This is a genomic window from Nitrobacter sp., assembly GCF_047149785.1.
GTDB lineage: Bacteria > Pseudomonadota > Alphaproteobacteria > Rhizobiales > Xanthobacteraceae > Nitrobacter.
In genome coordinates this window covers 961,536-988,276 of record NZ_BAAGBE010000001.1, presented here as the reverse complement: position 1 = coordinate 988,276, position 26,741 = coordinate 961,536, and the positions used below count along the sequence as shown (strand labels likewise).

At 61.1% G+C, this 26,741-nt stretch carries 29 protein-coding genes and 3 tRNA genes; 12 read left to right on the top strand and 20 right to left on the bottom strand.

From position 1 onward, the window contains the following. Positions 1-4: 4 nt before the first annotated feature. The 3 genes from ACMDCM_RS04535 to ACMDCM_RS04525 all read right to left on the bottom strand — a co-directional run bounded on the left by ACMDCM_RS04535 (position 5) and on the right by ACMDCM_RS04525 (position 1,561). Positions 5-78 (bottom strand) — tRNA-Gly (locus ACMDCM_RS04535). 222 nt (positions 79-300) lie between these two features. Beyond that, positions 301-423 carry a hypothetical protein gene (locus tag ACMDCM_RS04530; RefSeq protein WP_412772450.1) on the bottom strand — a complete coding sequence of 41 codons (123 nt, stop codon included), beginning with the start codon at positions 421-423 and terminating at the stop codon, positions 301-303. Between the two features lie 487 nt (positions 424-910). Then, entirely contained in the window at positions 911-1,561 is a 651-nt protein-coding gene (locus tag ACMDCM_RS04525; RefSeq protein ID WP_412772449.1) for a hypothetical protein, read from the bottom strand. A 471-nt stretch (positions 1,562-2,032) separates the two neighbouring features. On the opposite strand from ACMDCM_RS04525, the gene ACMDCM_RS04520 reads away from it, so the two are divergent. After that, positions 2,033-2,176, top strand: coding sequence for a hypothetical protein (locus ACMDCM_RS04520; protein ID WP_412772448.1), 144 nt, complete (start codon positions 2,033-2,035; stop codon positions 2,174-2,176). 269 nt (positions 2,177-2,445) lie between these two features. Here ACMDCM_RS04520 and ACMDCM_RS04515 read toward each other — a convergent pair whose 3' ends face one another. The 4 genes from ACMDCM_RS04515 to exbB are packed head-to-tail and all read right to left on the bottom strand — an operon-like array spanning position 2,446 to position 5,380. Further along, a complete protein-coding gene (locus tag ACMDCM_RS04515; protein WP_412772447.1) occupies positions 2,446-3,063 on the bottom strand; it encodes an invasion associated locus B family protein in 618 nt (205 codons plus the stop codon). Further along, entirely contained in the window at positions 3,060-3,866 is an 807-nt protein-coding gene (locus ACMDCM_RS04510; RefSeq protein ID WP_412772446.1) for an energy transducer TonB family protein, read from the bottom strand. The genes ACMDCM_RS04515 and ACMDCM_RS04510 overlap by 4 nt, the downstream gene beginning before the upstream one ends. Next, positions 3,863-4,321 carry a TonB system transport protein ExbD gene (gene exbD / locus ACMDCM_RS04505; RefSeq protein WP_412772445.1) on the bottom strand — a complete coding sequence of 153 codons (459 nt, stop codon included), beginning with the start codon at positions 4,319-4,321 and terminating at the stop codon, positions 3,863-3,865. The genes ACMDCM_RS04510 and exbD overlap by 4 nt, the downstream gene beginning before the upstream one ends. Positions 4,322-4,327: 6 nt before the next feature. Further along, entirely contained in the window at positions 4,328-5,380 is a 1,053-nt protein-coding gene (gene exbB, locus ACMDCM_RS04500; protein WP_412774664.1) for a tonB-system energizer ExbB, read from the bottom strand. 182 nt (positions 5,381-5,562) lie between these two features. Between exbB and ACMDCM_RS04495 the strand changes: the two genes are divergently transcribed. Further along, the gene (locus ACMDCM_RS04495) at positions 5,563-5,772 is read left to right on the top strand and encodes a hypothetical protein (RefSeq protein WP_412772444.1); all 210 of its coding nucleotides are present in this window, start codon (positions 5,563-5,565) and stop codon (positions 5,770-5,772) included. A gap of 159 nt (positions 5,773-5,931) precedes the next feature. Here the strand turns inward: ACMDCM_RS04495 and ACMDCM_RS04490 are convergent, their stop codons facing one another. The 4 genes from ACMDCM_RS04490 to ACMDCM_RS04475 all read right to left on the bottom strand — a co-directional run bounded on the left by ACMDCM_RS04490 (position 5,932) and on the right by ACMDCM_RS04475 (position 11,054). Further along, positions 5,932-8,379 (bottom strand): TonB-dependent siderophore receptor, encoded by a 2,448-nt coding sequence (locus tag ACMDCM_RS04490; RefSeq protein WP_412772443.1) that lies wholly within the window; start codon positions 8,377-8,379, stop codon positions 5,932-5,934. Positions 8,380-8,492: 113 nt separating this feature from the next. Continuing rightward, entirely contained in the window at positions 8,493-9,455 is a 963-nt protein-coding gene (locus ACMDCM_RS04485; RefSeq protein WP_412772442.1) for a FecR family protein, read from the bottom strand. 114 nt (positions 9,456-9,569) lie between these two features. After that, positions 9,570-10,133: an RNA polymerase sigma factor gene (locus ACMDCM_RS04480; protein ID WP_412772441.1), complete on the bottom strand. Its 564-nt coding sequence runs from the start codon at positions 10,131-10,133 to the stop codon at positions 9,570-9,572. 483 nt (positions 10,134-10,616) lie between these two features. Continuing rightward, positions 10,617-11,054 (bottom strand): RrF2 family transcriptional regulator, encoded by a 438-nt coding sequence (locus tag ACMDCM_RS04475; RefSeq protein ID WP_412772440.1) that lies wholly within the window; start codon positions 11,052-11,054, stop codon positions 10,617-10,619. Between the two features lie 170 nt (positions 11,055-11,224). Between ACMDCM_RS04475 and ACMDCM_RS04470 the strand changes: the two genes are divergently transcribed. From ACMDCM_RS04470 to ACMDCM_RS04445, 6 genes are all read left to right on the top strand, one after another. Beyond that, entirely contained in the window at positions 11,225-11,722 is a 498-nt protein-coding gene (locus ACMDCM_RS04470; protein WP_412772439.1) for a cupredoxin domain-containing protein, read from the top strand. 9 nt (positions 11,723-11,731) lie between these two features. Then, positions 11,732-13,183, top strand: coding sequence for a cbb3-type cytochrome c oxidase subunit I (locus ACMDCM_RS04465; RefSeq protein WP_412772438.1), 1,452 nt, complete (start codon positions 11,732-11,734; stop codon positions 13,181-13,183). A 1-nt stretch (position 13,184) separates the two neighbouring features. Beyond that, positions 13,185-13,787, top strand: coding sequence for an SCO family protein (locus ACMDCM_RS04460; RefSeq protein ID WP_412772437.1), 603 nt, complete (start codon positions 13,185-13,187; stop codon positions 13,785-13,787). Beyond that, entirely contained in the window at positions 13,784-14,347 is a 564-nt protein-coding gene (locus ACMDCM_RS04455) for a hypothetical protein (RefSeq protein WP_412772436.1), read from the top strand. Before ACMDCM_RS04460 ends, ACMDCM_RS04455 begins: the two co-directional genes overlap by 4 nt. A gap of 21 nt (positions 14,348-14,368) precedes the next feature. Beyond that, a complete protein-coding gene (locus ACMDCM_RS04450) occupies positions 14,369-14,605 on the top strand; it encodes a hypothetical protein (protein ID WP_412772435.1) in 237 nt (78 codons plus the stop codon). Positions 14,606-15,026: 421 nt separating this feature from the next. Further along, complete coding sequence (locus tag ACMDCM_RS04445) at positions 15,027-15,203, top strand: hypothetical protein (RefSeq protein WP_412772434.1); 177 nt, start codon at positions 15,027-15,029, stop codon at positions 15,201-15,203. Here ACMDCM_RS04445 and ACMDCM_RS04440 read toward each other — a convergent pair. Both ACMDCM_RS04440 and ACMDCM_RS04435 read right to left on the bottom strand, forming a co-directional pair. After that, the gene (locus ACMDCM_RS04440) at positions 15,200-15,460 is read right to left on the bottom strand and encodes a BrnA antitoxin family protein (RefSeq protein ID WP_412774663.1); all 261 of its coding nucleotides are present in this window, start codon (positions 15,458-15,460) and stop codon (positions 15,200-15,202) included. The two genes, ACMDCM_RS04445 and ACMDCM_RS04440, sit on opposite strands and share 4 nt — an antisense overlap. 309 nt (positions 15,461-15,769) lie before the next feature. Beyond that, positions 15,770-15,855: transfer RNA gene (locus ACMDCM_RS04435), tRNA-Tyr, on the bottom strand. A gap of 210 nt (positions 15,856-16,065) precedes the next feature. Between ACMDCM_RS04435 and ACMDCM_RS04430 the strand changes: the two genes are divergently transcribed. Next, positions 16,066-16,908 (top strand): TrmH family RNA methyltransferase, encoded by an 843-nt coding sequence (locus ACMDCM_RS04430; protein ID WP_412772433.1) that lies wholly within the window; start codon positions 16,066-16,068, stop codon positions 16,906-16,908. Between the two features lie 61 nt (positions 16,909-16,969). Here ACMDCM_RS04430 and ACMDCM_RS04425 read toward each other — a convergent pair whose 3' ends face one another. Together ACMDCM_RS04425 and ACMDCM_RS04420 are read right to left on the bottom strand one after the other, a co-directional pair. Continuing rightward, positions 16,970-17,536, bottom strand: coding sequence for a hypothetical protein (locus ACMDCM_RS04425; protein ID WP_412772432.1), 567 nt, complete (start codon positions 17,534-17,536; stop codon positions 16,970-16,972). A 41-nt stretch (positions 17,537-17,577) separates the two neighbouring features. Continuing rightward, positions 17,578-18,057: a hypothetical protein gene (locus ACMDCM_RS04420; RefSeq protein ID WP_412772431.1), complete on the bottom strand. Its 480-nt coding sequence runs from the start codon at positions 18,055-18,057 to the stop codon at positions 17,578-17,580. A 613-nt stretch (positions 18,058-18,670) separates the two neighbouring features. Between ACMDCM_RS04420 and ACMDCM_RS04415 the strand changes: the two genes are divergently transcribed. Next, positions 18,671-18,745 (top strand) — tRNA-Thr (locus ACMDCM_RS04415). Between the two features lie 122 nt (positions 18,746-18,867). On the opposite strand, the gene ACMDCM_RS04410 is transcribed toward ACMDCM_RS04415, so the two are convergent. From ACMDCM_RS04410 to ACMDCM_RS04390, 5 genes are all read right to left on the bottom strand, one after another. Then, positions 18,868-19,527 (bottom strand): iron chelate uptake ABC transporter family permease subunit, encoded by a 660-nt coding sequence (locus ACMDCM_RS04410; protein ID WP_412772430.1) that lies wholly within the window; start codon positions 19,525-19,527, stop codon positions 18,868-18,870. Continuing rightward, a complete protein-coding gene (locus ACMDCM_RS04405) occupies positions 19,527-20,348 on the bottom strand; it encodes a TonB family protein (RefSeq protein WP_412772429.1) in 822 nt (273 codons plus the stop codon). Before ACMDCM_RS04405 ends, ACMDCM_RS04410 begins: the two co-directional genes overlap by 1 nt. Before the next feature lie 83 nt (positions 20,349-20,431). Beyond that, complete coding sequence (locus tag ACMDCM_RS04400; RefSeq protein WP_412772428.1) at positions 20,432-20,959, bottom strand: ExbD/TolR family protein; 528 nt, start codon at positions 20,957-20,959, stop codon at positions 20,432-20,434. After that, the gene (locus ACMDCM_RS04395; RefSeq protein ID WP_412772427.1) at positions 20,959-21,531 is read right to left on the bottom strand and encodes a MotA/TolQ/ExbB proton channel family protein; all 573 of its coding nucleotides are present in this window, start codon (positions 21,529-21,531) and stop codon (positions 20,959-20,961) included. The genes ACMDCM_RS04400 and ACMDCM_RS04395 overlap by 1 nt, the downstream gene beginning before the upstream one ends. A 1,103-nt stretch (positions 21,532-22,634) precedes the next feature. After that, the gene (locus ACMDCM_RS04390; RefSeq protein ID WP_412772426.1) at positions 22,635-22,892 is read right to left on the bottom strand and encodes a leucine zipper domain-containing protein; all 258 of its coding nucleotides are present in this window, start codon (positions 22,890-22,892) and stop codon (positions 22,635-22,637) included. A 577-nt stretch (positions 22,893-23,469) separates the two neighbouring features. On the opposite strand from ACMDCM_RS04390, the gene ACMDCM_RS04385 reads away from it, so the two are divergent. Beyond that, entirely contained in the window at positions 23,470-25,626 is a 2,157-nt protein-coding gene (locus ACMDCM_RS04385) for a TonB-dependent receptor (protein WP_412772425.1), read from the top strand. 1 nt (position 25,627) lies between these two features. Then, positions 25,628-26,740, top strand: a complete 1,113-nt coding sequence (locus ACMDCM_RS04380; RefSeq protein ID WP_412772424.1) for an ABC transporter substrate-binding protein — start codon at positions 25,628-25,630, stop codon at positions 26,738-26,740. The last annotated feature ends 1 nt before the right edge of the window (position 26,741 follow it).

Below are 26,741 nucleotides of genomic sequence, written 5' to 3'. Positions count from 1 at the left end.
GCGTTGGAGCGGGTGAAGGGAATCGAACCCTCGTATTCAGCTTGGAAGGCTGCTGCTCTACCATTGAGCTACACCCGCGCAGCGCACTAGCGCCCGGATTTTTTTGCCATTTACTTACGCGTTCCGCAAGGCACGAATTCTTCGATGGCGAGGCGGAATGGCGCCGATCAACAATTTCGGAGCCAGGCCGGTCGCAGCCCCGCCGGATGCGACCCACCGGCCAATGAGTCCTTCTCAATAACTATAGCGACAAACGGCCACGGCTTAAGCAGCGGGGAGCGCCGATCCCTGGTGTTCATGTCATACATTGCCGCTGGTATGGGCGGTTCCGTGGTCCGCCTTGTGAACGGCGGAAACCAGCGCGCTGACACCGATCAATGTTCCGATCGCCAGAATCGCCACCAGGACGATTTTGATTTTCATGTTGCGTCTCCTTCATGGCCAGATCGAGAAACGGTGCAGGCTCCTACTCCAATATGCGCTGGCGGGGGCCAATTTGACAGCAGGCCGAAGCGCGATTTTATAGCGTTTTCGAGCGAAGTGGGGTCCGGTTCGCGAATGGGCCGGAGAACAGCCCTTAACTCCTCGCGATTTCGCGTTTATGGTCCGGTTTCCGTCAACAACGAAAGGAGGTGATCCAGTGTCTTATACCGAGCGCTGTCACCTCGCTGGGACCGCCCGCCAGGCTTTTTAAGGCCTGGCGACGGGCGGCTCAGCGCCCGGAGCCAGCGAGACAAGATTGGGCGCGGCGGGCAAAACTCGCCGCGCCTTTTCGTTGCGGCGGCCGGCAGGCAGATGCAGCGGAACGCGTGACCGCGCGGCCGCAATCCGCGCCGAATTCGTCGGCTTGATCGCGCGTGTTCACAGCGGACCGGCGGGTCTTTGACGACCGATCAGTCGCGAACGAACGTCATCGGGCGTTGGCGTAGTGGTCATGACGATGATGGCGACGCCTCGCGACGTGCCGCCCGCCTCCGCTCCAGCCGCCGAGTTGGAAATGCCCGCTGTCGGCGTTTGCCCATTGCGCGCCGGAAATCAACCCGCAGGAATTCGCCAGTGCGATCTCATTGGGCGGCATCCGCGGGCGCGTGACATTACGTGCGTACTGGTTGATATCGAGCGCCAGCCCGGCCGGATGCAGCGAGGCTCGCACGCTGCCATGCGCCCGCCATCCCCCCATGAAGCGGATCGGATAGCCCTGCCGGTCAAGCGCCGAAACAAGACACTGGAAAGCACCGGCGGCATGGTTGGCAACATGCGCCGTAGCGCCGGACGACGAGCGGACTATGCCGGCAACTCTCCCCGCGCCTTCGGCCATGACCCGTGCAAGGCCCTTGGGGATTCGCCGGTAAGATTTGTGGTCTGCCCGGTGTGTGACGGCTGAACGACGGGAATGTCCGGCGGCGTGCTCGGCCGAACCATACAGCGGCATGCCGTTACCAAAGCAGGGACGCATTACATCGCAGTCGGCGGCAACCTGCGTTTTCTTGTGAGAAGATCTGGCGGATGAAGGTGTGACAACAATGCAAAACATCGCTGATGCAACAAGCAGTCGGATCATCGTATCTCCCGGAATGCTGGAGTGAGGGAACGCGGCAACTAAGGCCCTGCTCTGAAATGTCCGGCACGGAACCGCTGGTCATGACGCCGGTTACCTAGGGCCGGCTGTCACGGCCTGTCCAGCTAGACCCGACTGGCCGTTTGAGTTAACATTTAAGGTTTAGGTTAAACGGCAGGCTTGCGCTGCGCGCCGAGGCCGGAAAGCCCAATCAAATCAAGACCAACCGTCTCTCGCGCATCTGGGAGGTCTCGCAAAAACTGCGAGACGAGCGGCCTGAGCTGCCGTGCGGGAAAATGTCGCTGGGCTCGAAATGGAGCATCCGGGACCCGCTGTGCTTCCGTGCACCTGACAGTTGCTCCCGTCGCTGCCGAGGGCTTCAGATGGAATCGGCGGGCTTTCTTGACGCGAACCGGTATCCCTCCTCAAAGAGGATGGTGCGAAAATTTATGACCTTTGGACGGAGGCATGAACATGAACGATTTCTGGGAGTGGCGCAGTTCCGTGCGGGAATTCGAAGGAACGAAAAAGACAGGCCGTCGAAACGGTTACATTTTCGGCGCGTTGTTGCTGTTGCTGGTGATCGCTTTCATCGTTGGGCTTGCGATTTTCGAATAGGCAACGAGCGGACCGGCGCAACAAGCAGGCGCCGAGCATACGGCGCAAAAGCCTCACGCCATGCTCTTCGATATCGAGGAGAGCGGCGATCCGGCGATGATCGGGCCCGAGCGCGCAGCACCGCGAGCAGCCATGCAAGAAAGCGGCTGCGGTTGTAATCGCCTCGCCGGGATGCGGTTTCGATTTGTGCTTTGGCTGCGGCGGAGTTGGGCGATCTCCTCGCTTGGGAGCCGGAGTGGTCCTGTAATCCCGTTGATTGAGATACCTCGCTATCTCGCCAGGTCTGTCGTGCGCGCCAGCGCGGCACCGAAGCCGTTGAGCGAGACGTTGAAGGTGACGGCCTCATTGCTGGAGAGATTGAGCGAGGCGACGACGAGCTTTGTCCCCTTGCGCATGGCCTCGGTCGCAACGGTCGGGAAGCTCACCGGCAACAGGCAGCCCTGCGGCACGCAGGTGGAGAAGCGCAGACCCTTGCCGAGATCCTTGCCGTCGAGCTTGAGCACGGCGCCGGCATCGAGATTGAGCCCGAACGGCATCAGGATGGTGCCTTCGGTCTTGCCGTCCTTCGGCGGGTGCAATTCGATGGCGAACACGCGCTGGCCGGTCTCCTTGTTGCCTTGAGCTTGCGACAGCAGGCACTGCTTGCGCCGGTCGGCGATCCGGCAATCGACTGTCCAGTCGCCGTAGGTCTCGTTGATTGAAGAGGCTCCGTTCGGCAGCGTCGCAGCAGGTCCCGCAGGCTGTTGCACGGACGGCGCCTGGGCGGCGCGTGTCGCGCGCGGCGCAGACGGGAGCTGCTGCTGTGCGAGAACCGCAGTTGCCGCGATAGCTGCGAACGCAGTGACGGATGTGAACAATAGTGATCGTGGGTGTTTGAAGCGGGTCATCGTGAGAACCTGATGGGAACGGCGAGGGTTATGGATCCGCCGCCGATGTTGGGCGGCGGGGCGGGAACGGGACTGGCGCGGCGCGGCAGCGACGCCGCCTCGGTATCGAGCGCGGCATCGCCGGCCGAGCGCACCAGCCGCGCGGACAATACCCGGCCCGAGCGGTCGATGGTGAACGCGACCGTGGCGACGCCGGTGCCGGCCGCGCCCGGAGGGAAACGCTTGTAGCGGCTGAGGTGCGCCATCAAGGCGCCCTTCCACGAGGCCGGCGACATCGCCGAGGCCATGCCCTCAGCCGGAGCCGCGGCGCGGTCGGCGCGCTGAGCCTGCGAGCTCGGCGGCGCGGTGGTGCGCGGCGCCTTCTTCTGCTTTTTCGTCTTCGGCTTCGGTTTCGGCTTGGGCGGCTCGACCTTGGCCGGCAGCACCACCTCCGCCTTCTCCAGCTTCGGTTGATCCGGCGGCTTGATCTCAGTCTCCACCGGCTTGATGTCGGGCTCGGGCTCGACCTGATCCTCAACCGGTTTCTCCGGCTCGACCTGTTCCTCGGCCTCCACCATCTGCGGCCCCGGCGCGATGTCCTGCTGCGGCGCCTCGGGCGCGACCGCAAGCGGCGCCAGCTCCATCATGATCGCCGCCGGCGGATCGCCGGGCGCTTCGGCCGCGGCCGGCCAGTTCAGCGCCAGCCACACGCCGCTCGCATGCAGCGCCACCACGGCGAGCCCGGCCGCGCTCCAGCGCAGCACCGAGGCCGTGGTGAGCGTATCGTCCGCCCGTCCGTCCGGATCGCGCCAGTCGATCCTCATGGCGGCGTCGCCGCCACCGGCGTGGCTGCCGCCTGCCCGGTGTCCTCCAGTCCCACCAGCGCGATCTTGAGATAGCCGGCGCCGCGCAGCAGGTTCATCACGGCCATCAACTCGCTGTAGGCCACCGTCCCGTCGGCGCGCAGGAACACCCGCTGCTCGCGGTCGTTGCCGGTCTGCTGATCGAGCGTCGCCTGCAATGCGTTGCGCGGCACCTCGTCATTGCCGAGCGCCAGCGTCAGGTCCTGCTTCACGGTCAGGAACACCGGCTTGTCCGGGCGCGGCTGCGGCTGCGCGTTCGACACCGGCAGGTCGACCGCGACGTCCACGGTCGACAAAGGCGCCGCCACCATGAAGATGATCAAGAGCACCAGCATCACGTCGATGAAGGGCGTGACGTTGATCTCGCTCAGCTCGTCGATGCCGCCGTCCTGCGGGTTCTTGAGCGATACCGCCATGGCGCATCACTCCGCGGCGGGGCGGGCGCGCGACAGCGGCACCACGGAGGAGACCAGTCCCCGCGCCTGCCGCTCCAGGTCGCGCGAGATGTGCTGGACGATCTCGCCGGAGGCGTCCGACAGCAGCGCCCGGTAGCTCGCCAGCGCGCGCGCGAACACGTTGTAGATGATCACCGCCGGGATCGCGGCCACAAGACCGAGCGCGGTGGCGAGCAGCGCCTCGGCGATGCCCGGCGCCACCACCGCAAGATTGGTGGTCCGGGAATGGGAGATGCCGATGAAGGCGTTCATGATCCCCCACACCGTGCCGAACAGGCCGACGAAGGGCGCGGTCGCGCCGATCGTCGCCAGAAGCCCGGTGCCGCGGGCGATGTCGCGGCCCGCTTTCGCCTCGATCCGCGACAGCGCGATGGCGAGGCGCTCCTTGATGCCTTCCGCCGACAGATCGTTCGAACGGCTGCATTCGCGCTCCGCCGCCGCCATCAGTTCCGCCACCGGGCCCTTGCCGGTCCAGCCTTCCGCGATCGCGGCGCGCGCCGCTCCAAGACTGTCCGCGCGCATCAGCTTGCGCAGGCAGCTCTGCGCCCGCCGCCGCGTCGCCGCAAGCTCCAGCCCCCGCGCCAGCCAGATCGTCCACGTCACCAGCGAGGCGAACGCAAGCCCGATCATCACCGCCTTCACAACCACGTCCGCCTGCATGAACATCCCCCACGGCGAAAGGTCCCGTGGAAGCGAAGACGCCGAGGCAGTCGGTGCAGATGACGCCGGGGACGGCGGGGTCGCGCCTTCGCCTTCTTGAGGCACGGCGTTCGGGACAGCAGGAATCCCCGGCTCCGCACCCTGCACGGACTGAGATGGAAGAGCCTCGGCTGGTACGGATGGCGCGGGTGATGTGGACGTGGCCACCGGCTGCGGCGCGGTGATGGCCGATTGCGCCTGCTGGTCCTGCGCACGTGCACGGCCGGCAAAAGTCATGAGGACAACAAGCATCGCGGCAAACAGGCCGCATGCGATGCTTGCGCGAGATCGGCTTGCCGTGCTGCTCCGGATAGTCCGCATCATGTGTTTTTGCTTCCTGTTGCGCGCGTTACCGCTGGCTGGCTCTGGAGATTTCGAGTCGAACGGCTTGCGGAGCGTCTCGCGGACGGAAAACTCTTACAGATTGCTCGATGGCTTTTGTCAACATCGCCAATCCCTCGCGAGCGCTTCGACGCGCTTGAGCCGCGGCGCGGAACGCCGGCATGAAGCCGAACGGCGCTCCCATGGCCGCGGCCCCGAGCAAAACGGAGGCGTTCATGTTGGCCAGCCCCTCACCTGATATCTTTGTGGCCGACGTCGAACGACTGCCCGGGACCGGCATCGAACAGGATATAGAACTCGTCCTCCGGCCGATTGAAGGCGACGGTCGAAATCCGCGCCGAACTTCGTCTCTAGAGCTATTCCAGCTTTGATGGAATCAAAGCCGGGCTCTAGCTTTTGTTTTGACGCGTTTTCTTCACGCGAACCGGTATCCACTTCTCGTCGTAACGGATCACGTCGAGCCTGACGCCGGGAACGGAGCGCCATTTGCGAACCCGCCCTCGCAGCGGACCGCGCTATCGGCGCCGTATTCACCAGCGGTAGGAAATGCTTCCGGTGATACGGCGTCGGTCGCCGTAGAAGCACGACGTGGGAAAGCCACAGCTTGCGACATATGTGGTGTCGGCGACGTTGACGACGTTGATCGCGGCGCGCCAGTTTTTCGCCCATTCGTAGTGAACGGCAAGGTCGCCGAGCACCACGGACGGCACGGTCATGAGGTTGGCCGCGTCGGCAAAAGACGAACCGATGTAACGCACGCCGCCGCCGTAGCCGAAGCCGTCCAGCCAGCCGTCCCGGAACGTGTAATCCATCCACAGCGAAGCGACCTGCCGCGGCTTGGCGGCCGGCACCGTGCCGATCAAGGTGGGATCGAGATCCTTGCTGACGAACAGCTCGTAGTTTGTATAGCTCGCGACCACCTTGAAATCGCGGGTGATGTTCGCAAGCGCTTCCAACTCGATGCCGCGCGACGTCACCTCGCCGTTCTGGGTCTGGAACAACGGGTTATTGGGATCGGTCGTCAGCGCATTCTTGCGCTTGAGATCGAACAGCGCGATGCCGAACCGTGCGTCGAGGCCCGGAGGTTGATACTTCACGCCGATTTCTGTCTGCTCCCCGGTTTCGGGCAGCAGCACCTCGCCGGCGGCATTGACGCCGACGACCGGATTGTAGCTTGTGGCGTAGGACGCATAGGGCGCGAGACCGTTTTCGAAATTGTAGATCAGGCCGGCGCGGCCGGAAAATTTGCTGTCCTGCCGACTCACCGGCGTATAAATCCGGTCGTTGTTGACCAGCTTGACCCAGTCGTTGCGGCCCGACAGGACCAGCGTGAAACGATTCCACTTGATCTGGTCCTGCAGGTAGAGGCCGATCTGCCCCTGCGTCAGATAGATGTCCTGAAAAAGCGGGCCGTCAAAGACGGAGTTGGTGCCATAGACCGGATTGAGAAGGTTTAGATCGGTCGCCAGCCCGGCGCCCTCCTTGTCGTCGAGCGCGTAATGCTTCAGGTCGAGGCCCACCAGCGCCGTATGCCGGAACGGGCCCGTGGCGAAGCGATACTCAAACTGATTGTCCAGGTTTAGCTGTGTCGCTTTCGAGGCGGCAAGATAGTTGCCACGCGCGAGGTCGGCGGCGGCCGGGGTAGTGACGTAATCCATTCCGTACAATCCCGTATAGTTCACATCGACGTGCGCCGCGCGGCCATTCTGGCGGAACGTCGCATTGTCGGAGAGACTTTTCTCGAACTGATAACTGACCATGTGTTGCGCGCGCGCGTAACGGTCGACGGCGGGATCGCCGGTGAACAGGTTCGTGGGGATCCGGCCGAATGGAGCGTCGGTCACGGTGCCGACATAGGGCAGCCAGTTCAGCGCCCTGGTCTTGTTGTAGGACGACATGGCGAAGACGGTCAGTCGCGTGTCGGCATCCGGCAGCCAGGTCACGGACGGCGCGATGAAATAATTGTCGTCGTTGACGAAGTTGGTCTGCGTGCCGCCGCCCTGGATCTGGCCGACGACCCTGTAGAGAATCTTGCCGTCGCCCGGCTGCGTCGCGACAGGGCCTCCGAAGTCGAACTGGGTGTAGGCGTTGCCGAAATTGTTGACGCCGGCCTCGATATAGCGAAGGGGCTCCGCGGGAGGCAGTTTGCTCACGGCGTTGACAATCCCGCCCGGCGATGATCCGCCGTACAGAATTGCCGACGGCCCGCGCAGCACCTCGACGCGCTCGAGATTAAACGGCTGCAGTTTCCAGCCGGCATAGCCAAAATAGAAAAGCTGCAGGCCATCGAGAAACAGCGACTCGTTCTGCGCGTCAAATCCGCGGATCGTGAACCAGTCATCGCGAAAATCCGTCCCGAACGTCGCGGCCACGACTCCGGGCGTATAACGCAAGGTATCGTCGAATTTTGAAACCAGCTTCTGGTCGCGAATCTGTTCCGCGCCGATCACCGACAGCGATTGCGGAATTTCGACGATCGGCGTCGCCGTCTTGGTGCCGGTCAAGCTCTGGTTGGCGACATAACCGTTTACGGGACCTGATGCGTTCTCGCCCTGCACGTCGATCGTGTCGAGCGTAACTGCGCCGGCCGGCATTGCACCGGCCGCTGAGGGACTCACGATCTGGACCGTGCGCGCGCCCGCGAGCCGCGCCGACAGTCCGGTGCCGGCGAGCAACCGATTGACGCCGTCGCGCACCGTGAACGTTCCCGAGACGCCTGACGTGCGCGCTCCGCTTGGCACCGCGCCGTCGAACACGAGGTCGACACCGGCCGCGCGCGAGAACGCCACGATGCCGGTCGACAAGGACTGCGGCGGTATGGCGAACGTGATCGATCGTTGGAACGTGCCGGCCACGGGCGCGGGTGAAGGCGCGGTCTGCGCCGATACAGGAGGAAGCGACAGCAGCAAGACGGCGAGCGATGTTGACCCGAGCAACGTCGCCAGCACAGACGCCCTGCCCCCCGAAACACCCGCCATCGCCCCTGCTCCCGTCAACGAATTGGCTCGGCATGATGTCGAGCCCTCACTGGTTCAGACGAAGCAGAGCCGGCGTTATCTGAGGAGGCGCGAACTTTTTTTGAGCACCGCCGTCAGGCTTCGAACACCAGCGTCAGGTAGGGAGTTACATTGACGGCGCGGATCGGGAGGGTGTTTTCGAGCGTGGCGAGAATGTTGCCCGATTTCTCGAGGTCGACGATCAGAGTGACCGGACGGGCGGCCAACGCCGACCCCATCACCATCAGCCTGCCCGGCCGCCAGCGATTGAGCGACGCAATGACCCGGCCGAACGGTTGCGAAAGGAAGACCAGGCGGCCGTCGCGCCAGCCAAACGCCGAGACCGGATCGATATGTTGAGGATCGCCGATGCTCTCGCGGCCATATGTGAGCTGCGAACCTGCATCCAACCGCGCGTCTGCCGCGCCGACGCGGACGTCCACGGCGTGCCGGGCGACAGTAATGCGCACGTCGTCGTCGGAGATATAATCCACATTGAATGAGGTTCCGAGAGCCATCGTGCGTCCCGCCGCCGCCTTGACCACGAAAGGCCGCGATTGCTCGGGCGCGACCGAGAAATAAGCCTCGCCGCGATGCAATGTGACCAGCCGCAATCGCGGACCGAAATCGACGGACAAGACTGTCGACCCGGCCATTTCAACGGTCGAATGATCGGCGAGCGTCACCGTCCGACGTTCGCCGGTGCCGGTGCGGTAGTCCGCGAACGGATGCTGTTGATACGTGACCCACGCGCCACCGCCAATCATGGCGGCAAGCACACCCTTGCCAAGCGCCCGGCGCGTGACCGCGAGCCGTGCCGTGTTGCGGCGCGTCTTGACGATCGGAAGTTCAGAGGCTCCCGACCACAGGCGTTCGACCTGCTTATAAACTGCCCGGTGGCGATCATCCCGCCTCAACCACGCGCGAAAAGCGATCTGATCCGCCTTCGGCACATCGTCAGCATGCATGGCCGCGAACCAGGTCACAGCCTCCCGGGATATCGGATCGAGATCCGCGCCGAAATCGTTGTCATCGGTCCAATTGGGATCCGGTCCCATCAGACGCGCTCCTCTTGCAGACGGTCCGGAAAACGACCCGGGACCGGCTTCACCATAGGCGCTCTTACTATGGGAGACGATGAAGAGAGCGGGATATCCGACGGCGCGCAAAAATTATTTGTGCGTCCGATCAAGCGCCGCCTTGAGGTGCATCAGGACCCTGAGCGTCTGGCTGAACGCCGTTTGCGCCGAAATCCCCATGGTCAGGCCGATCTCGGCGAAAGTCCTGCCGTCGAGTCGCGCCAAAAACACCTCCCGCGGCCGCTCCGGGATTTGATTGAGAGCCGCCTGGAGGAGCGCCAGTTCCTGGCGCGACAACAGCACCCGCTCCGGGGACGGGGATTCATCGACAAGACGGTTAAGGGCGCCGTCGCTGTTATCGACGAGCGGCATGAGAAGCTGCCGGCGCGCCAGATCGATAGACAGATTGTTCGCGGTGCGGAAAATATAGGCTTGCACATTGTCGACTGGCTTGGTCGGCATCGCGGTCAGGAGCTTCAGGAAGGTTTCCTGCATGAGATCGGCGGCCGTGTCCGCAGTCGCGCCTCGCCGGCGCAAGAAACGCTTCAGCTCCTCACTGTGCTGCCGAAACAAGTTTTGAACATCGAATGCCACGGGTCGGCCCTTCGGCCGCAAGGATACGCTCGAGCGCCTTCCTGCTTGCAGCCGCGTGACCATTCCTTATGAGGGAGGTTTTTCCCTTGCAATCTCATGCGCTTTAGATGGCCTCTAAGATGAGGATACGAATCATAAATCCAACGTAAGAGTTGCTGCCTTCCCGGTATATAGCGCGCTGGAATCGTGATGAATTCCATCAGCGTTGCATTTTTGCGACGGTAAATGCAAAATTGTTGCGTGAGTGGCTGCGGCCCTGGCGACCCAGGAAGCCGATGCCAGACCGACAACCGCGAAAAAGAAGGCCGCCGTCGACCAGAGAAACGGCGACCGCTAAGACAGTTGCTAAAGAAGCACTCGCTTATTGCTTGCCGTTGGATGGCGGCCCGATCGATAGCGGCGTGCCGCTAATTTGATCCGGTCGGCGATTTCGTATCGCCTCGTGTTCGACCCCATGCCGGCATCCGTTCAACCCTGATGGCAATCGGCTGGCGGTGTGTAGGCATCAGCGCTGATCTTGCGGATTATGCAAGCAGGAGTGCGTGGTCACGCGGCCAGGCCGAGCAACTCGCGCACTGCGCCTGCGCGCGGCAGCGCATCGGCGAGGCTGCGGGCATCCAGGCTGGCGAAGAAGGCATCGCGTGCCTCGGCCATCAGGGGCGCCAGTCCGCAGACCGATACGAGAGTGCAGGTCACGCGCCCATCGCACAGACACTCGACCGGCCCAGACCCCGCTTCCGAGCGACGCAGCACATCGCCGATGGATATTTCGACAGGCGTACGCGCCAGCCGCATTCCGCCGGAACGACCCCGAGCGGTCGTCACGAAGCCCTCACGAGCCAGGAATTGAGCGACCTTGGCGATATGATCGCGCGACAGACGATAACGCTCCGCGACCTCGCGTACGGTCACCTGCCGGTCGCCGGCGACAGCGAGATACATCAGGACGCGGAGCGCGTAATCGGAAAAGACGGACAACTGCATGATCGCGATTTCACCTATTGGCGTTGACAATACAAGCCTGTGATGCCTTAATAGGCATTTACGATACCTAATAAGACGGACGATTAAGTAAGGACAAGAAGAGAAGTAAGGACAAAAAGAGTCAGTCAGGCATTCCAGCTTCCTAGTGAACAGACACGGGGGAAAGATCAATGCAACTGACGGTTCTGGCACTGAGTCTGGTGCTGATGGCCATTATTGTTTGGGCCTTCATTGCAGCGGCACGCGCCGCAGGGAGCGGAAAGGTTCCCACGAACATCGAATCACGGCGCAACTGGCTCATCGTGAGCCTTACGGTCATCGGCGTTGTCGTGACAGTGATTTCGCTGAGGCCTTGGCCGCTCGCGGTGGCCAAGACGGCAACTGTCGTCAACGTCTCCGCCGCGCAATGGCGTTGGGAACTCGACACCGACAAGGTGCCACTGGGCAAGCCGGTGGCGTTCAAAGTTCGTACCGCCGACGTCAACCATGGCTTCGGTGTGATGGATGCTTCCGGGAAGTTGCTGTTCCAGGTCCAGGCCATGCCCGGCTACGTCAACCAGGTGGAGTATGTCTTCGATACTCCTGGCACCTACCATGTGGTGTGCCTGGAATATTGCGGCGTCGCGCACCACACAATGACGGCCGAGTTCACTGTCGTGGCCGAATAGGAGCCCGTCATGTCTGTCATCGCCGAAGAAAGTGGCCCCGTCGTCATCGCTCCGCAACTCGGCTCGGTCAAGCTCTCTATGCTGCTGGCCGGCGTCGTGATCCTGCTCATGATGCTTTTTGGCCTGACCATGCGGGCCGCCCAAGGCGGGCTGATCACCATCGACCCTGCGCTGTTCTACAAGATCATGACCGCACACGGGGCGGGAATGGTGGGAACGGCGGGGCTCACCGGGGCAACCATCCTCTGGTTCTTCACCGAGCGGTACGTATCTCTCGCGGCCGGCGTGTTCTGGGCTTTTCTGGGCTTCTTCCTGCTCGGCGTTGTCCTCATTCTCGGAGCGATCTTCATCGGCGGCTATGCCGGGGCCTGGACCTTCCTGTTTCCGTTGCCGGCTTTGTCGGGCGGGCTATGGCAACCCGGTGCCGCGATCGTATTCCTGCTCGGCTATACCTCGATCGGGGTAGGCTTCCTGCTGCTCCACCTCGAAGTGGGGCGCAAGCTGATCGCCAAATATGGCGGCATCGGCGGAGCGCTCGCCTGGCCGTTGGCCTTCGGCAGCGGTCGCCCGGAGGATGCACCGCCGGCGACAGTGGTCGCTGCCATGGCATCAACGATCTTCAACTCGCTCGGCATCGTGGTGGGCGCGGCCGTGCTGGTCGTCAGCATCGTCAACCTCGCCTTTCCCGAATTCACCGTCGACGCCCTTCTGGCCAAGAACATGATCTTCTTCTTCGGCCATGTATTCATCAACGCCTCGATTTATATGGCGGTGATCGCCGTCTATGAAATCGTGCCCGAATACACCGGCAAGCCGTGGAAGACGACCCGGGTCTTCGCCATTGCCTGGACGGTGGTGCTCTTGTTCGTTCTGGCAGTCTACCCGCATCACCTTATGCAGGACTGGGCGATGCCGGGATGGGCGGTCGCGATGGGTCAGATCGTCTCCTACTTCTCAGCCATCCCGTTGATCGCGGTTACCGCGTTCTCGCTCCTGATCTATCTGCGCAGCGCCACATCGATGCGCTGGGATCTCACATCCGCCCTGCTGGTGCTGGGCGTGGCGGGCTGGACGGCGGGTTCGGTGCCGGCCGTCCTCGACGGGATGATCGTGGTCAACAAGGTCATGCACAATACCCTATGGGTGCCGGGCCATTTCCACACCTATCTCATCCTCGGCGAAGTGGCGATGGCGTTCGGTTTCATGGCCTGGCTGGTCCGTAGCGGGGACGAGAGGCTCTCGGGCCTGCCGGGGACGGCGTTCTGGGTCTACGTGGTGGGCGGATCTGGCTTCGTGCTGATGTTCCTGATCTCGGGAGCCATGTCGATCCCGCGCCGGTGGGCGGTGCACCTTCCGCAGTGGCATCTCCAGGCACAGATCGCGTCCGCCTTCGCAGTGTTGATCGTACTGGCGGCCGCGCTCTTCGTGCTGCGCTACCTGACGCGGATCCGCTGGAGTTGAGATGCACCCGTTGCTCGCCAGCGTGGCCGTCATAGCCACCGGCGGGGCCTTGCTATGGCAGGCGACGGACGGGTTCGCGGCGCTGACGACCGAACGCGCGCGACGTGTGGAGGTTATGCGCGACATGTCGGCCGTGCCAACCTTCACGGTCGAGACGATGGCGGGCGAACGCCTCTCGCTGCCACCGGGCGACGGACGGGCGACGGTGGTCGAGTTCATCTACACCAATTGTCCGAGTATCTGCCAGTCGGCTGGCGCTGAACTGATGCGATTGCGCGACCGATTGGCGAAGGGACCTTTGGCCGCGCGGGTCTGGCTCGTTTCGCTTTCTTTCGATCCCGCGCGCGACACGCCCGAACGGATGGCCGAATACGGTCATGGGCATGGCGCCGACGGCAGGCTGTGGACGGTGGCGCGTCCCGCGAAAGGCGATCTTGGCGCGCTGCTGAATGCCTACGGAATAACCGTGATACCTGACCGCGCAGGTGGCTTCACGCACAATGCCGCGCTGCACGTCGTCTCGCCCGATGGGCGATTGCTGGCGATCCTCGACATGGATGATGTCGACGGGGCAGAGAATGCGATCGAGAAGGCGCTTCGATGAAAGGCCATCTCGCCGCGGCGGCTGGGCTGTTCGCTACCGCCGCGTTGTTGCGCGGTCCACTGGAGGCAAGCCCCGTGACCCACGTACTTGTGCAGCTTCCGGCCCTTGCGCTGGCCGGCGCGCTCATGGCCCCGTATCTGCGTTTCGGGCGCGGCGAGTGGAATCGGGGCGGCTGGGCCTGCCTGCTGGCGGCAGGTTTCGGCGTCGCCTTCTGGATGCTGCCGCGAAACATCGACGCGGCCGTGGCCGATATGCGCTGGGAGGCGGCAAAATTCGTCTCCCTGCCGCTTTTGGTGGGGCTCCCGCTGGCGGCCGGCTGGAGGCGCGCGCATCCGCTCACCCACGCTATGATCAAGGCGCAGACGCTGTCGATGCTCGCCGTGATGGCCTTTCTCTACACGCATGCGCCGACGCGGCTGTGCAACGCCTATCTGGCGCAAGACCAGTATCTCCTCGGCATCGGCTTTTTGGCAGTGGCGTTCGCTGCGGCCGCCGCCTGGATAGCCCCGCTGATATTTTCGGCGCCGCTGTCGGCTCCCAGGTCATCCGAGATCTCGTAACTGCAATGAAGATTCGGCGAGATGAAAAAGGAAGAGAAACTCGAAGGACGACAAGCCATGTCGGATCATTATACTGGCTTCCAAATGCTTCAGAAGCAGGAAGCCCAACAACGGCAACAGCAGCAACAAACGCCGGATAACAACGATAATCGTGGGAATTGGGCATACATCACCGATTTTGTCGTCGATGATATCAAGCTCTATGTTGCGCCGTTTAAAGCCATAGCGAACGAATTTGTCCGGCAGCTTAAACGATGAGCCTCGCCGAATGACCTTCATTGAATGAATTCTGGCTACTGGAAGAGACTTCGGAACAGGTATCGCTAGACTCGCTGAAACTGTGGAAAGCGAGAACCGCATCTCCCGCCACCCCGCGCATTATCCGGCCCGAGACGAACCGGAACGGCGAAACCAGATGTGAACTAACCGTAACAAAGGAACTGCTGTTCCTTCGGAACGGGTACGGAGCGCGCCGGTTGCCTCTGCATCCAGAAAACAATGCAAAGGAGCGCTCTCGATGAGTTACGATCCTGAAACGCGCCCCAGCGTGGGCAAAGATGTGCCTCAGGACCCCCGAGGCGCTCATCCCGCCCCGGCCCCAGATAACATGCGCCAAGGGCGATCACCTGCGCCTGCGGACGCGCCAAACCCGGACCCCGGATATCCAGACCAGCAGTCCGTGAACCAACAGAACCCCGATCAACAGCAGAACCGGGGCGAGAGGCCGCGAGTGCAGCAGCAGGATGAAGCCATCCGCAAGGCCCAGATCAGGAAGGCCGTGGAGGCAGATAGTCCGGATAATCCGGACAACAAACTGCAGGGCCAGGAAAAAACCCAGTTCAGCGGTGGCACCTAATCGCCCGATCGATTTGCAAGCAGAAAAGGCCGCCCCTCTTGGCGGCCTTTTGACTCCGTTACGCCAGCTTCGGCGCCTTCCGCAGGGTCGGCGTTGATCCGGCCCTGCCATCCCTCTCCGGTCGCCCGATAGGCCGACAGAACGTCCGCATCGGTCCACGGCGCGGCGCGGGGATGCCGCCGTTTTGGCCGTCCGCTCGTTAAGACGGCGTTGCCCGTCTCAGCCGAAAAGACCGGCGAGCGCGTCCCGTCTTTGATCGAGCCAGAATTGGCCGCAAGTCTCGCGGCTCGGCCATGGTGGGAAATGACCTACATTGCCGGCGCAAACCGCCGGCCAATGACGAAAGAATCGTTCGGTAACTGGTTTCGCGAAGCCTGCGATGCGGAGGCCAAGTGTGGTTGGCGCGGACCGCATGGCATCGCATCATACGCGGACCATGAACCGCGATAAGCCGGCGGTAGAGGCCGCCAAGCGGGCCGGATCACGAACAGAAACGCCCGCACCTACGGATGAGATGCGAGATTTAGAGAGAAAAACACAATAAAATCAAACAGGAGATTTCATAATGGTGGGGGAGGAAGGACTCGAACCTTCGAAGCCATACGGCGGCTGATTTACAGTCAGCTCCCTTTGCCACTCGGGACACTCCCCCCGCAACGCCATCGGATGTCGCCCCACTGATAAAGTGGCCGGACCGACCGTGGATGACGTTGAAGGCACCTGCCCGGATACCGGGCGTGCGGTTGCGCGCGTTTATGGGCGAAGCACGCCGGCAAAGTCAACCGAGAGCGGCCGGGATCGCGCGTTTCCGCACATGGGCCGGTGAAATTGCCATTGTTTCAAGCCCGTGAGACAAGCGCGCATGAGCGATCGTGATCGAGAACCGCGATTCCGGCGTGTTTCCCGGCCGTGGGGCGCCCGGAAGGCCGGAGACAGGAAGCGGCCCCAAGGGCGGGGTTCGTCGCGGAACGGTCGGGAGACCGGAGCCGACGGCCTGACCATCCTCTATGGCTGGCACACCGTGACGGCGGCACTGGTCAATCCCCGGCGGACGATTCGAAAATTGCTGCTCACCGAAAACGCCGCACGGCGGCTCGCGGATGAAAACATCGAAATGCGTGTCGCGCCCGAGATTGTGCGGCCGGACGCGATCGACCAGCGCCTCGGCCCAGACGCAGTGCATCAGGGGTTGCTCGCCGAAGCCGAGCCCCTGCCCTCACCGGGCATCGACACGCTGCCGCAGGAGGGCATCGTCCTGGTGCTCGACCAGATCACCGATCCGCACAATGTCGGCGCAATCATGCGCTCGGCCGCGGCCTTCGCGGTGAAGGCGATCGTGACGACGGCGCGCCACAGCCCCGAGGCTACCGGCGTGCTGGCAAAGTCCGCATCCGGCGCGCTGGAACTCGTGCCGCTCGTGCTGGTGCAGAATCTGGCGCGGGCGCTGGCTGAACTGAACGACCGCGATTTCATGACCGTCGGCCTCGACAGCGCCGGAAGCGAGGACCTCACCGCCATCCGGTTGCGGCAACCGCTGGCGCTGGTGCTTGGCGCCGAAGGCAGGGGCCTGCGCCAATTGACGCGAGAAACATGCAGCGCGGTCGCGCGTCTCGACATGCCCGGCGAGATCAAGAGCCTCAACGTCTCGAACGCGGCGGTGCTGGCGCTCTATATCGGCGCAAGTCGCCTCGGCCTGATGCGCTGACGACACGAAAACGCCCGCTCGCATCGGCGTTGCGAACGGGCGTTTGCCAAGCGCGATCCAATCAGTGATGGCGGTGCGCCGCTGGATGATGATGGCCGTGGTGATGATGCCGCGATCCGTAGACCACGCGCGGAGCTGCGAAACGATGGCCATGGTGGCGCGCCGCATAGCCGTAGCGAACGCTGCGATACGCGACGTAATGCGAACGCGGGTGATGCCAGCGATAGCTGTACACGACCGGGCCGCTTACGCGCGCGCCGTCATAGTAATGATGCATGGCATGAGCGTAACGACCGCCGTCGTAGGGGTAGTAATAAGGACGGCTGTAGGCATTCCATCCGGAGACGGCGCTTTCCTGATAGGTCGGCACCGGCGCGAAGTTACCCGGTCCGCCGAAGGTCGGCCCCTGGTTGACATAATAATACTGCGTTGGCGATGGCAGGCGCTCGTAGGCGGCGACGCCGTAGCCCGGACCATAGCCATGATAATAACCTTGCGCGCATGGACTGTATGCTTGGCACGGCGAACACCCTCCGCTGGTGAACAACCCGCCGCACGCCATGGCTGGCGCGGCGCTCGCCGCCGCCATGGCAACAGCCGCGACCAATCCCGAAATCACCTGACGCATTCTCTCTCTCCTGCTTTGCCTGTTTTTCTTAAAGTTCGATTCTACGGTTTGGGTCTCTGAAACTGCGGAGCCCGTCGCTGAAAGTGGTTCGGCAGACCCGAGGAGCCGATCTCCGGCGCGAGGATGACCGCAGGGGGCGTCTGCGGGATATCCGATTGCGCGGGCACCGGATCGGAATGGGCCGACCATGACTGATGAAAGCTTTCGGCGCGCGGCGGCAGCTTGCGGTTCGCCGGTGGTTCGATTTCGAGGCGCCCGTAACCCGGCGCATGACCGAGGCTCGGATAATAATGACCGACGTGCGGCTCGGGATCGACGTAGCGCCCGCCATACACCGTCGGCTGCACGTGCGTCCTTCGGGCAAGCCCCCAGTCGCCTTCGACAACAGCGTAAGAGGCATCGACGCCGTTGATGATGATGGGAACACCGGGACGGCCGGGAATCACGATCACCGGACCGCTGTCGGCGAGAGCCGTCAACGATGTTCCGATCAAAAGAGCCAGCGCGAGGCCGATACGCATTACAGAGTTCCGGTTTGCGGCAGAGCCTAATCGAACCGGCGCCGGCAAGGGTTAAAGCCGCCGTCCAAACTGCCGGTAAGCCTAATGCGCAAGCCTGCGCGGACCATCAATTGCGACCGATCCCGCTATCGGAATATTAACGCGGGGCGCGCGCGGACGAGGCTCCTGCCACAGCCAGACGCTGAGCAGGGCCAGGTTTCACGGGGCCGGCCGCAGAACGTGATCCAAGTTGCACATGCCGGCCACCGGTATCGGCGTTGTTCCATGACCAGGACTTCAGGCGATTCCACAGCTCGAGTTCCGGTTAATATTTTTCCGGCATGGCTGTGATTCAGAAGTCGTTTACGATTTCGGCGGGCGTGGTTTTAAATCCGCGGTTCACGTGGACCACATAAGCTGGGGCGAAAATGCACGGACGGCGGCGCCCTGCGAACAACCGCCGATTCCAGTCGCGACAATTGGCGGTCTCCCGGTCCGGCCGATGTTGACGAAGGCCCGGGAACCGCAATAAGCAGTCGCCCGGCACAACGGCCCGACAGGTCCGCGTCCGCCGTTGTTGTCCGCATGGATTCTGGTTTATTACCCAACAGGCACCGGATCGGTGTCCGCCGGGGCCGGCGTAGCACAGCGGTAGTGCAGCGGTTTTGTAAACCGAAGGTCGGGAGTTCGATCCTCTCCGCCGGCACCATTTCTACAGCGATCCGATGCCCGGGCCATCGACGGAGCGAATTCGCCCCCAGTTTCCGCCGTGGAAGCAACCATCGCCGTCGTCCGTAAGCGAAGATGCTTAGACTCAGCAGCCGATCGCAGCTACATCGGGTCACGTCGTTTGCGACGATCGTCGAGGCCAAAAAGAGACATCGATGCAACAAAAGTTTCAGGTCGCTTCCGCGCTCGTTCTTCGACGCCGACTGCCAAGGCCGTTTGGATGAGCGCGGAACGAGCTATCTTCATCACACGCAGAGCCTTAGTCTCGAGAAAATCACTGTCGATCGAGAATCCCAAGCCTTCGCTGCTTGGTGCAGCTCGCATAAACGGTCGTGCCCAGCCCGCGTAGACCTGTAGGAATTTGTGTTCGAGCGCGTTACGTATGTCGTGGAGCTCTCGCACATCAGGTCCAGTCGTGACGCCAGCGATTTCCGGACCGACGAGCGGGTTGCGGAATACGCCCTGCATTGCAGCTCCGGACAGCGCAAGTCCCATGCCGCAGATCGTGACCAACGGAATGCGCGGCATCCGGATGATCTCGACGACAACCAAGCTCTTGTCGTCATAACTTCCGACCGCATCAAACGGCAGTGTCGTGAACGCGATTCGCGCCACCTCGCCGATCGGCACCGGATATCGCCCGATTGTCAGCGACATCAATATCAGCGCCACGAGAGCCAGAAACAGCACGGTCAGAAGCAGATCACTCCGGATCGATGAGTGGAGATAAGAATCCGCCTGCGATAGGTCCGCTGTCTTCATCATCGCCCCAAATTGAAATGAATCGTCACGCTGCCCCGGAAATGTCCGCCGGGCGGCGGCGGCGGATGCGCGGCCGCCATCATGCCGTGCACGGCGGCATCGAGCGCGCCATTGCCGGAGGAGCGCGTAATGGAATGAGAAACGATCGCGCCCGAGGCTCCCACCGAAAACACGACGCCGACGCTGCCTGCGATCCCCGCGCTGCGCGCGCTGGCCGGGTAGGTCTTATGACGATTGATCTCGGCCGACACCAGCGCACCGTACGCTGACCGTGACATCCTGTTGGCAGCCGAGGAGCCGTTCTTCACCCCGGCGCGGATCGCGGGCGCACCTAATTGTGCCTGACGACCAAACTGGCGAGCGTGAACCTCTCGCTTGCCGCGCGTCAGCGCATGCGGCGCGGCACGGCGCTTGGCCTCCGGACGCTTCTCCTTGTCGGGACGGTGCGGCTTCTCTGTGACCGGAGTCGACTTCTTGATGTCTGGTGTTGCGGCCTGCTCGACGGCGATCGGCGGCGCATCTTCGGACTCAATTTTCGGGCGAGGCGCCGTCAGAGCGGGCGTAGCGGGCGCCTCTTCCTGCTTCGGTGTCTCGACTTCGGGCGCTTCATGTGTCTCGCTCTCCGGTGATGCGATCATGGCCTGCTGGGACGTGACCTCAGGAGCGGCCTCCGGAGTCGGCACAACACTCGTTTCGGTGACCGTCTCGCCTTGCGGAATCACTTCAACCGCGATGTCGGGCAACGGGGTGATCTTTTCCGGCGTGCTCCAGGAAATACCGGCAAATGCGACGACGTGGATCCCAAGCACGACGACGATCACGGTGAGCCTCAACCATGGGGGCGCCAGCTGAAGATTTGGTTCGCTGCTGTGCGTCCGTAATGACACGTCTCGCATTGACCCGGCTAGTTCGGGGCTGGCGTGTCCGGCGCCGGCACGGGGACAGCCTGCGGACCATTGGAGGCCCCGGTTTCCCCCGGCTGGGCGGCCTCCAGGCCGTGCTGCTCGTTCGCATTTTCTGGCCGCGCGACGATCGCGAGATGAGTCAGGCCGTTCGTGGCGAGGCGATCCATAATCGAGACCACGTCGCCGAAGGGGACATCCTTGTCGCTGCGCAGGTGGATCACCCGGTTGCGGTCGCCACCTGCCTTGGCCTCAATCGCTGAGATAAGATTGTCCGCACGGACGTCATCCGATCCGAGCGCGAGCTTTCCGTCCTTCTGGATCATCAGGACGATCGGTTCCTTCGGATCCAGCGGAACAATCGTTTTGGCTTGCGGGAGGTTGACCTTCAGTCCTGCAGACAACAGCGGAGCGGTCACCATGAAAATGATCAGCAGAACCAGCATCACGTCGACGAGTGGCGTGACGTTGATGTCCGCCAACGGCCGGTAAATTGCGCTTCCGGGTTTGCCGAAGCTGCCGAGCGCCATTACGCGGCATCCTTTTTCGATGCGGGCGCACTCTCTGAGGCAAGCTCAACCGCGCGTTCGTCAACGGCGTGGGACAGATTCTGCGACAGCCGCGCCAGTGCCGAACCGATCCGGTTGTATCCGACAGCCGCCGGAATCGCCGCCGCCAGGCCCCAGGCCGTCGCCGCGAGCGCCTCGGCAATCCCCGGGGCGACGACCGCAAGACTTGTATCCTTCGCCTCGGCAATGCCGGCAAAGCTCGTCATGATGCCATACACCGTTCCGAACAGGCCCACGAACGGCGCAACCGACGCGATCACCGCAAGCGTCGGCAAGCCCCGCTCCGCATGGGCGAACAGTTCGTGAGCTTTGCGTCCCATCGCCTCGCTCAGCCGCGCGCGCAGTTCTGACGAACTCTCTCCAGGGAGCGCCACCCGCGTGGCCGCATGGCCGGCCTCGACAACGTTTGCGAGCAAAGGCGGCGGAACTCTATCGCCGAACGCCCCGACAGATCGTTTGAGGCGAAGAAGGCCATACACCCCTTCCCCGATCAGCACCCAGCTCCAGACCGACGCCGAGGCTAGAACAAGCATCACCCCTTTGCCAACTGCGCCTGCTTGCAAGAAGGAGGCCGGCAATTGTCCAAAAAACGAGAGAGACATCAGATCGGAGTTCACAAGAAGCCTGCATCTGCACAAGGAATGGAGTGACCGGGGCCGCATCCCTGAGATCACCCGATACCCTCGGACATTGCCATCATTGGATATCGTTGTATAGGATTAAGTACACCGTTGGAAGTTTGCCAGATACCTGTACTTGGCAATCGCCTGGCAGTCTCTTCGGTTGGGGGACAATGGTTCGCATGTCAGCGAATGCTATCCTATCCGGCTCATCGCCCTTGACATCTTCGTCTTCTGACGAGGTTTACGTTGCAGCATCTGCTTTTTTGCCGAAGGCGCGACTTTGTGCAGACTGATTATTTGGGCGTAGCGCGGTATCGCTGGCAGTGTTGTGGAATCAATCCCGAACCGTTTCTCAAAGGCGCGGAAGTAGGGCTTCAGGACGCTATTTGCGACCTGCTCCATCTCACGAAATCTCGCTAGCACTTCCTTTCCGATGGGAGTCAGGAACGCCGCGCCTGAGTTCCACCAGCGGCTCGTCAAACAGCGAATTGAGAATATGCACCGATTGCCAAAAGCTGGCGAGTACTGAGATCGACGGCCGGCGCTGCCGCCGATATCGAGCCAAGGCGACCGATGGCTTCGAGCATATTGGCCCGATGCGGGCCAATTATTTCACTTACCGGTCCCCACTCGATGCGGAGAAACATCCAGATTGACATCAATCTCCCAAAAGCATCGCCTCATGATGACCTCCGGTGCCTCGCATGTCTGAACTCCAAAAGCCAATGCTACAATGAAATCATCGTCGCGGTTCGCGGAGGATCTCCACACCAGCTACAATTATAACCTTGACCGCCGCATCGATGGATACACGCGCCTCCTCCCACGTGCCAATCCGCGTCAACGCGAGAATGGGCTTGGGGGGATTCAGTGACAAAGTCATACAGGATTAGCGCGCGACGTATTGAGATCGCCTGCGTCGCAGTGATAAACGTGGTGATTTCCAAACACGCTTTTGGTCAAGAGCAGCAGTCGCAGCCGTCGTTACCTCCGGTCTACGTCGACCCTCCTCCTCACCGGTCAGCGTCGGTCACTCCGCAATCGGCTTCCGGACAACACGCAAAACCAAGGCGAGCCCGGCGCGCTGAGGAGCGATCACGCAACCCTTCCACACCTCCTGCGCGGAAGCGATTGACCCATTTGGCGACCGTCTTCGCTGTCACATTGAACTGGAGCGCGGCCGCGGCCTTCGTCAGCTTGCCCTCGATCACGCTCCGCACCATCGCCTCGCGACCTTTCGGCGTGAGAGGCGCATTCTTATGGGTGTCCATTCGGTCCTCCGCGGATTGGCTAAAGCTTCGACAACTTCAGCTTCCACGGTCCAGACCGGATGGACAACCTCCTGAAAGCTCACAGCTAGCTGTGAGCTTGCCGGGCGCTCGAGCACGCTGGCACTGATCCTGTCGGGTGTCATTGGCGATTCGGCAAACGTTATATATCACCATTCATATGACGCAACAGATTCTGGTCGCGCCGAAATCACCCGAAGACTATTCAGATACCGTCATATACGATTAAGTATATCGTATTGACATCATGGGACGCCGTTATATACAGTTAAGCATATTGCTGGGATGTTGGCCAGATGCTTGGCCGACCTTTCCTGGGTTGGGGTCAACGGGTTGATGGGGGTAGTCCAATCGTGGCGGCAGCAATGGCCGTTCCGAATGTGCAATACGCGCGGTAGGTACCCAATTGATCATTCCACACTGGCCATTGGGAAGGGTCGCGCGTCACCAACGCTCTCCGGCGAGACGTTTTCCTCGTGACCGCGGACTCATTTGTTCGGGAACGTCGGCAGTCATTGCCGATCGTCCATTCAGTTACAAATGGAGAGGTAAGGCGACGATGCATTCGAAACAGCAACGGGATCTGAAATTCTGGTTTCGTTCATCGGTCTCGCTGGTAGCCCTGATGCTGAGTTGTCAGCTTGTTCAAGCCCAAGACGCGACGCCGATTCCCGACGTCTCTGTCAACGCGCCGGCAGCACAGCCAGCAGATGGCAGTGTCGCAGCAGGTTATCGTGTCGGCAACATCACTACACTGGGGCCATTCTCCGGAATGAAACTACAGGATACGCCTTACTCGATCACCGTGCTCTCAAATGAATTCCTGGAGAACACTCAGTCCTTTGCGACGCCGGGAGCCTTTGCTGAGAAATTGCCGTCCGTCCAGTTCAACTATAGCGACCAGAGGACAGTAACTGGTGTGTCCTCATTTCGCGGAATTTCGTTCGGAACAAATCAGCAGCTCGTTGACGGATTGCCTGTCTCAACGACATCAAGCGTGCTGTTTCTCGAGCCCTATGACCGCATCGAGGTTATGTCAGGGTTATCAGGCTTCATGTACGGCATAGGATCGAGCGCAGGCATGTTCAATTACGTGCTAAAGCGACCAACTCCGCAGCCGTTTACGCAACTAACCGTTGGAACACCAAACGGACCAAATGCCTATGCACACGCGGACATCTCGGGGGCCACCAAAGATGGAGCACTTGCCTATCGATTCAATGTTGTCGGGCAAGGAGGAGATACCGGAGTCGATGACCAACGCCTGAGAAAAGCGCTCATAAGCTCCGCAATCGACCTTCATCTATCGGATAGAGCACTGGTACAGTTTGACGCGTCATATTCCGATTTCTACCAAAACGAGCTCCCGCCAACGTGGGCGACACAACCAGCCACCGTCCGCTTTCCCGCGCCTCCAGATTCAAACAGAGACTGGGGACAGCCCTGGACATTTGCTGATGTGCGAACGGCAATGGCAGGAACAAAAGTCACTCTTAATCTATCTGACAACTTTACATCACGCTCGTCACTGCGGTTTGTCGATACAAAATATGACAGCACCTACATCAATAATTTTGTACAAGCGGACGGGACTTACACTCAGCGTGTCAATACCGTTCGGAATTATGATCGAAGCCAACTCTCCGGGTATCAATTTTTCGATGCGACATTCGATACATTCTCGATCGCCCACAAGTTGACATTCGGATTCTCCGGAACGGAATATCAAGAAAATAATGCGCGAGACTACCTAAAGCGCGTTACGCTTCCGTATTTCTTTTCGCTTGCAGCGCCACAACAAGTACCGAATCCCAATCTGGTTGCCGGGACACTCTCCACATATACCCCAATACAAACATTCTCGAAAAACTGGACTATTGGAGACCAGATTGATTTTAACCAACATTGGTCAGCTATAGCAGGCGTGACCTATTCGTCGATCGACGACAACACGTATGACATCACCGGCGCACCCGTATCTCACTACAATGCGGGTGCACCAACCCCGACAATTTCGCTGATCTTTAAGCCGACCAGTTGGCTCACGACGTACGCCTCGTATGTTCAGGCGCTACAGGAGGGAACGGTCGTCAGCGGTCCGGAATTTACTAACAACGGCACTGTTCTGCCACCTTATCTCCGCAACCAATATGAAGTTGGCATCAAGGCCACGCTGGGAAACACGCTTGTCACACTGGCGGCGTTTGAGATTGATAGCGCGCTCCAGTATTCCGTAAACAACGTAGATGGCACATCAACTTTTCGACAGGATGGTCGGCAGCGAAATCGTGGCATCGAGACGACAGTCACCGGCGAGGTCGTACCTGGCGTTCGTGTACTGGGCGGTTTTACGCTGCTTGACGCCAAAGTCACCAAGAACGACTCAACTCCCGAATATGTGGGAAAGCAGGTGCAGGGTGTCGCCAATCAACTCGTGAAGGTGACCGCAGAGTATGATCTTCCGTTCATCAGCAGGCTGACGCTCACAGGCGGCGCATATTACACCAGCGATTTCTACGCCGATCAGCTCAACACCGACAAGCTTTCAGGGCGGGTGACATTTGATGCGGGGTTCCGTTACGCAACGGCCGTCGAAGGGCATCCGCTAACGTTCCGCTTCAACGTGAGCAATTTGACCGATGAACGATATTGGCTTGGCCCTTCAACGCTAGGGGACGCGCGGAGATACACGGCGTCGGCACAGGCCACGTTCTAAAATGCGGGGGCTGCTGGCAGCTATCATTTTGCGTCACGCAACATTGGTTGTCTTCGCCGGCTGTCTCTCCGGCACTATCACTTTTGCAATCACCCCCCCGATCGTTCTCGCTCGCCCCTCCGTGGAACACAGCGCGGCCGTCGTAACGGACGGCGCCGGGCGAACAGTCGAGCTCTCTGCGGTACCCGCTCGCCGTGTAGTGATCCTCACCCAGGACTTGCCAATCTATGTGACGCTCGACGAGCAAGCGAATTCAATCGTCGGTCTCTCAAAACTATCGCGGATGTACACCCGAGGCAGCCTGCTTGAAAGCATCTACCCACAGTTGGCTGTGCTACCGCAAGGCGGGTCAATCACCGAGCCAGAGCAGCTTTTATTCTGGCGGCCTGATCTTGTACTTGCCCCCACCAGCCCTGCGTCCGACATTCTGCAAGCGATTGGAATACCCGGTGTCGTCGAAGTCACAGTCCGTTCACAGCACCTCGAAGCTGACATACTCGCTGCTTGGTCGATGCTGGCCATAATCACGGCAAAGCAAGAAAGAAAGGAAGATATTGTCGGGCGATATCGGGCGTTGTTACAGGCACTCGCGGCCAAGCCTCTCATCGCGTCCAAACGTGTTCTAGTATTGTGGTCGTTTGGCCAAACGTGGTTTGGCGGGGACAAAGGCTATTATTTGAATTCGATACTGGAGCGGGTCGGAATTACGAACGTGTTAGGGAAGCGATCGCTGAGGCAGATCAACGTCGAAGAGGTGATGAAAAAAGACCCAGATGTCATACTACTGGGGCCGGTGGGAAATACGGGGCGCCCAAGCCAGTTGTACGCTTCGATGCTTTGGAAAGGTGTGCGGGCGGTAAACGAAAAGCGAGTGTACATCATGCCAATTCACTCGTTTTACAACTGGCCGATCGATATTCCGATTGTCATGACGTGGCTCGAGGAGTTGCTAGGACCTCAGTCTGCGGCTCGCGATAACCGAACGCGGGATCTCTTCAGCGAGACATACCGCGAGGTTTTTCACTATGAACCGACCAGCGAAGAGATCGACCGGGCGCTCTGGCTCCGTGAGAACATGTCGTCAGCCCACTATTCAAGGTTTGAGGCACGATAGA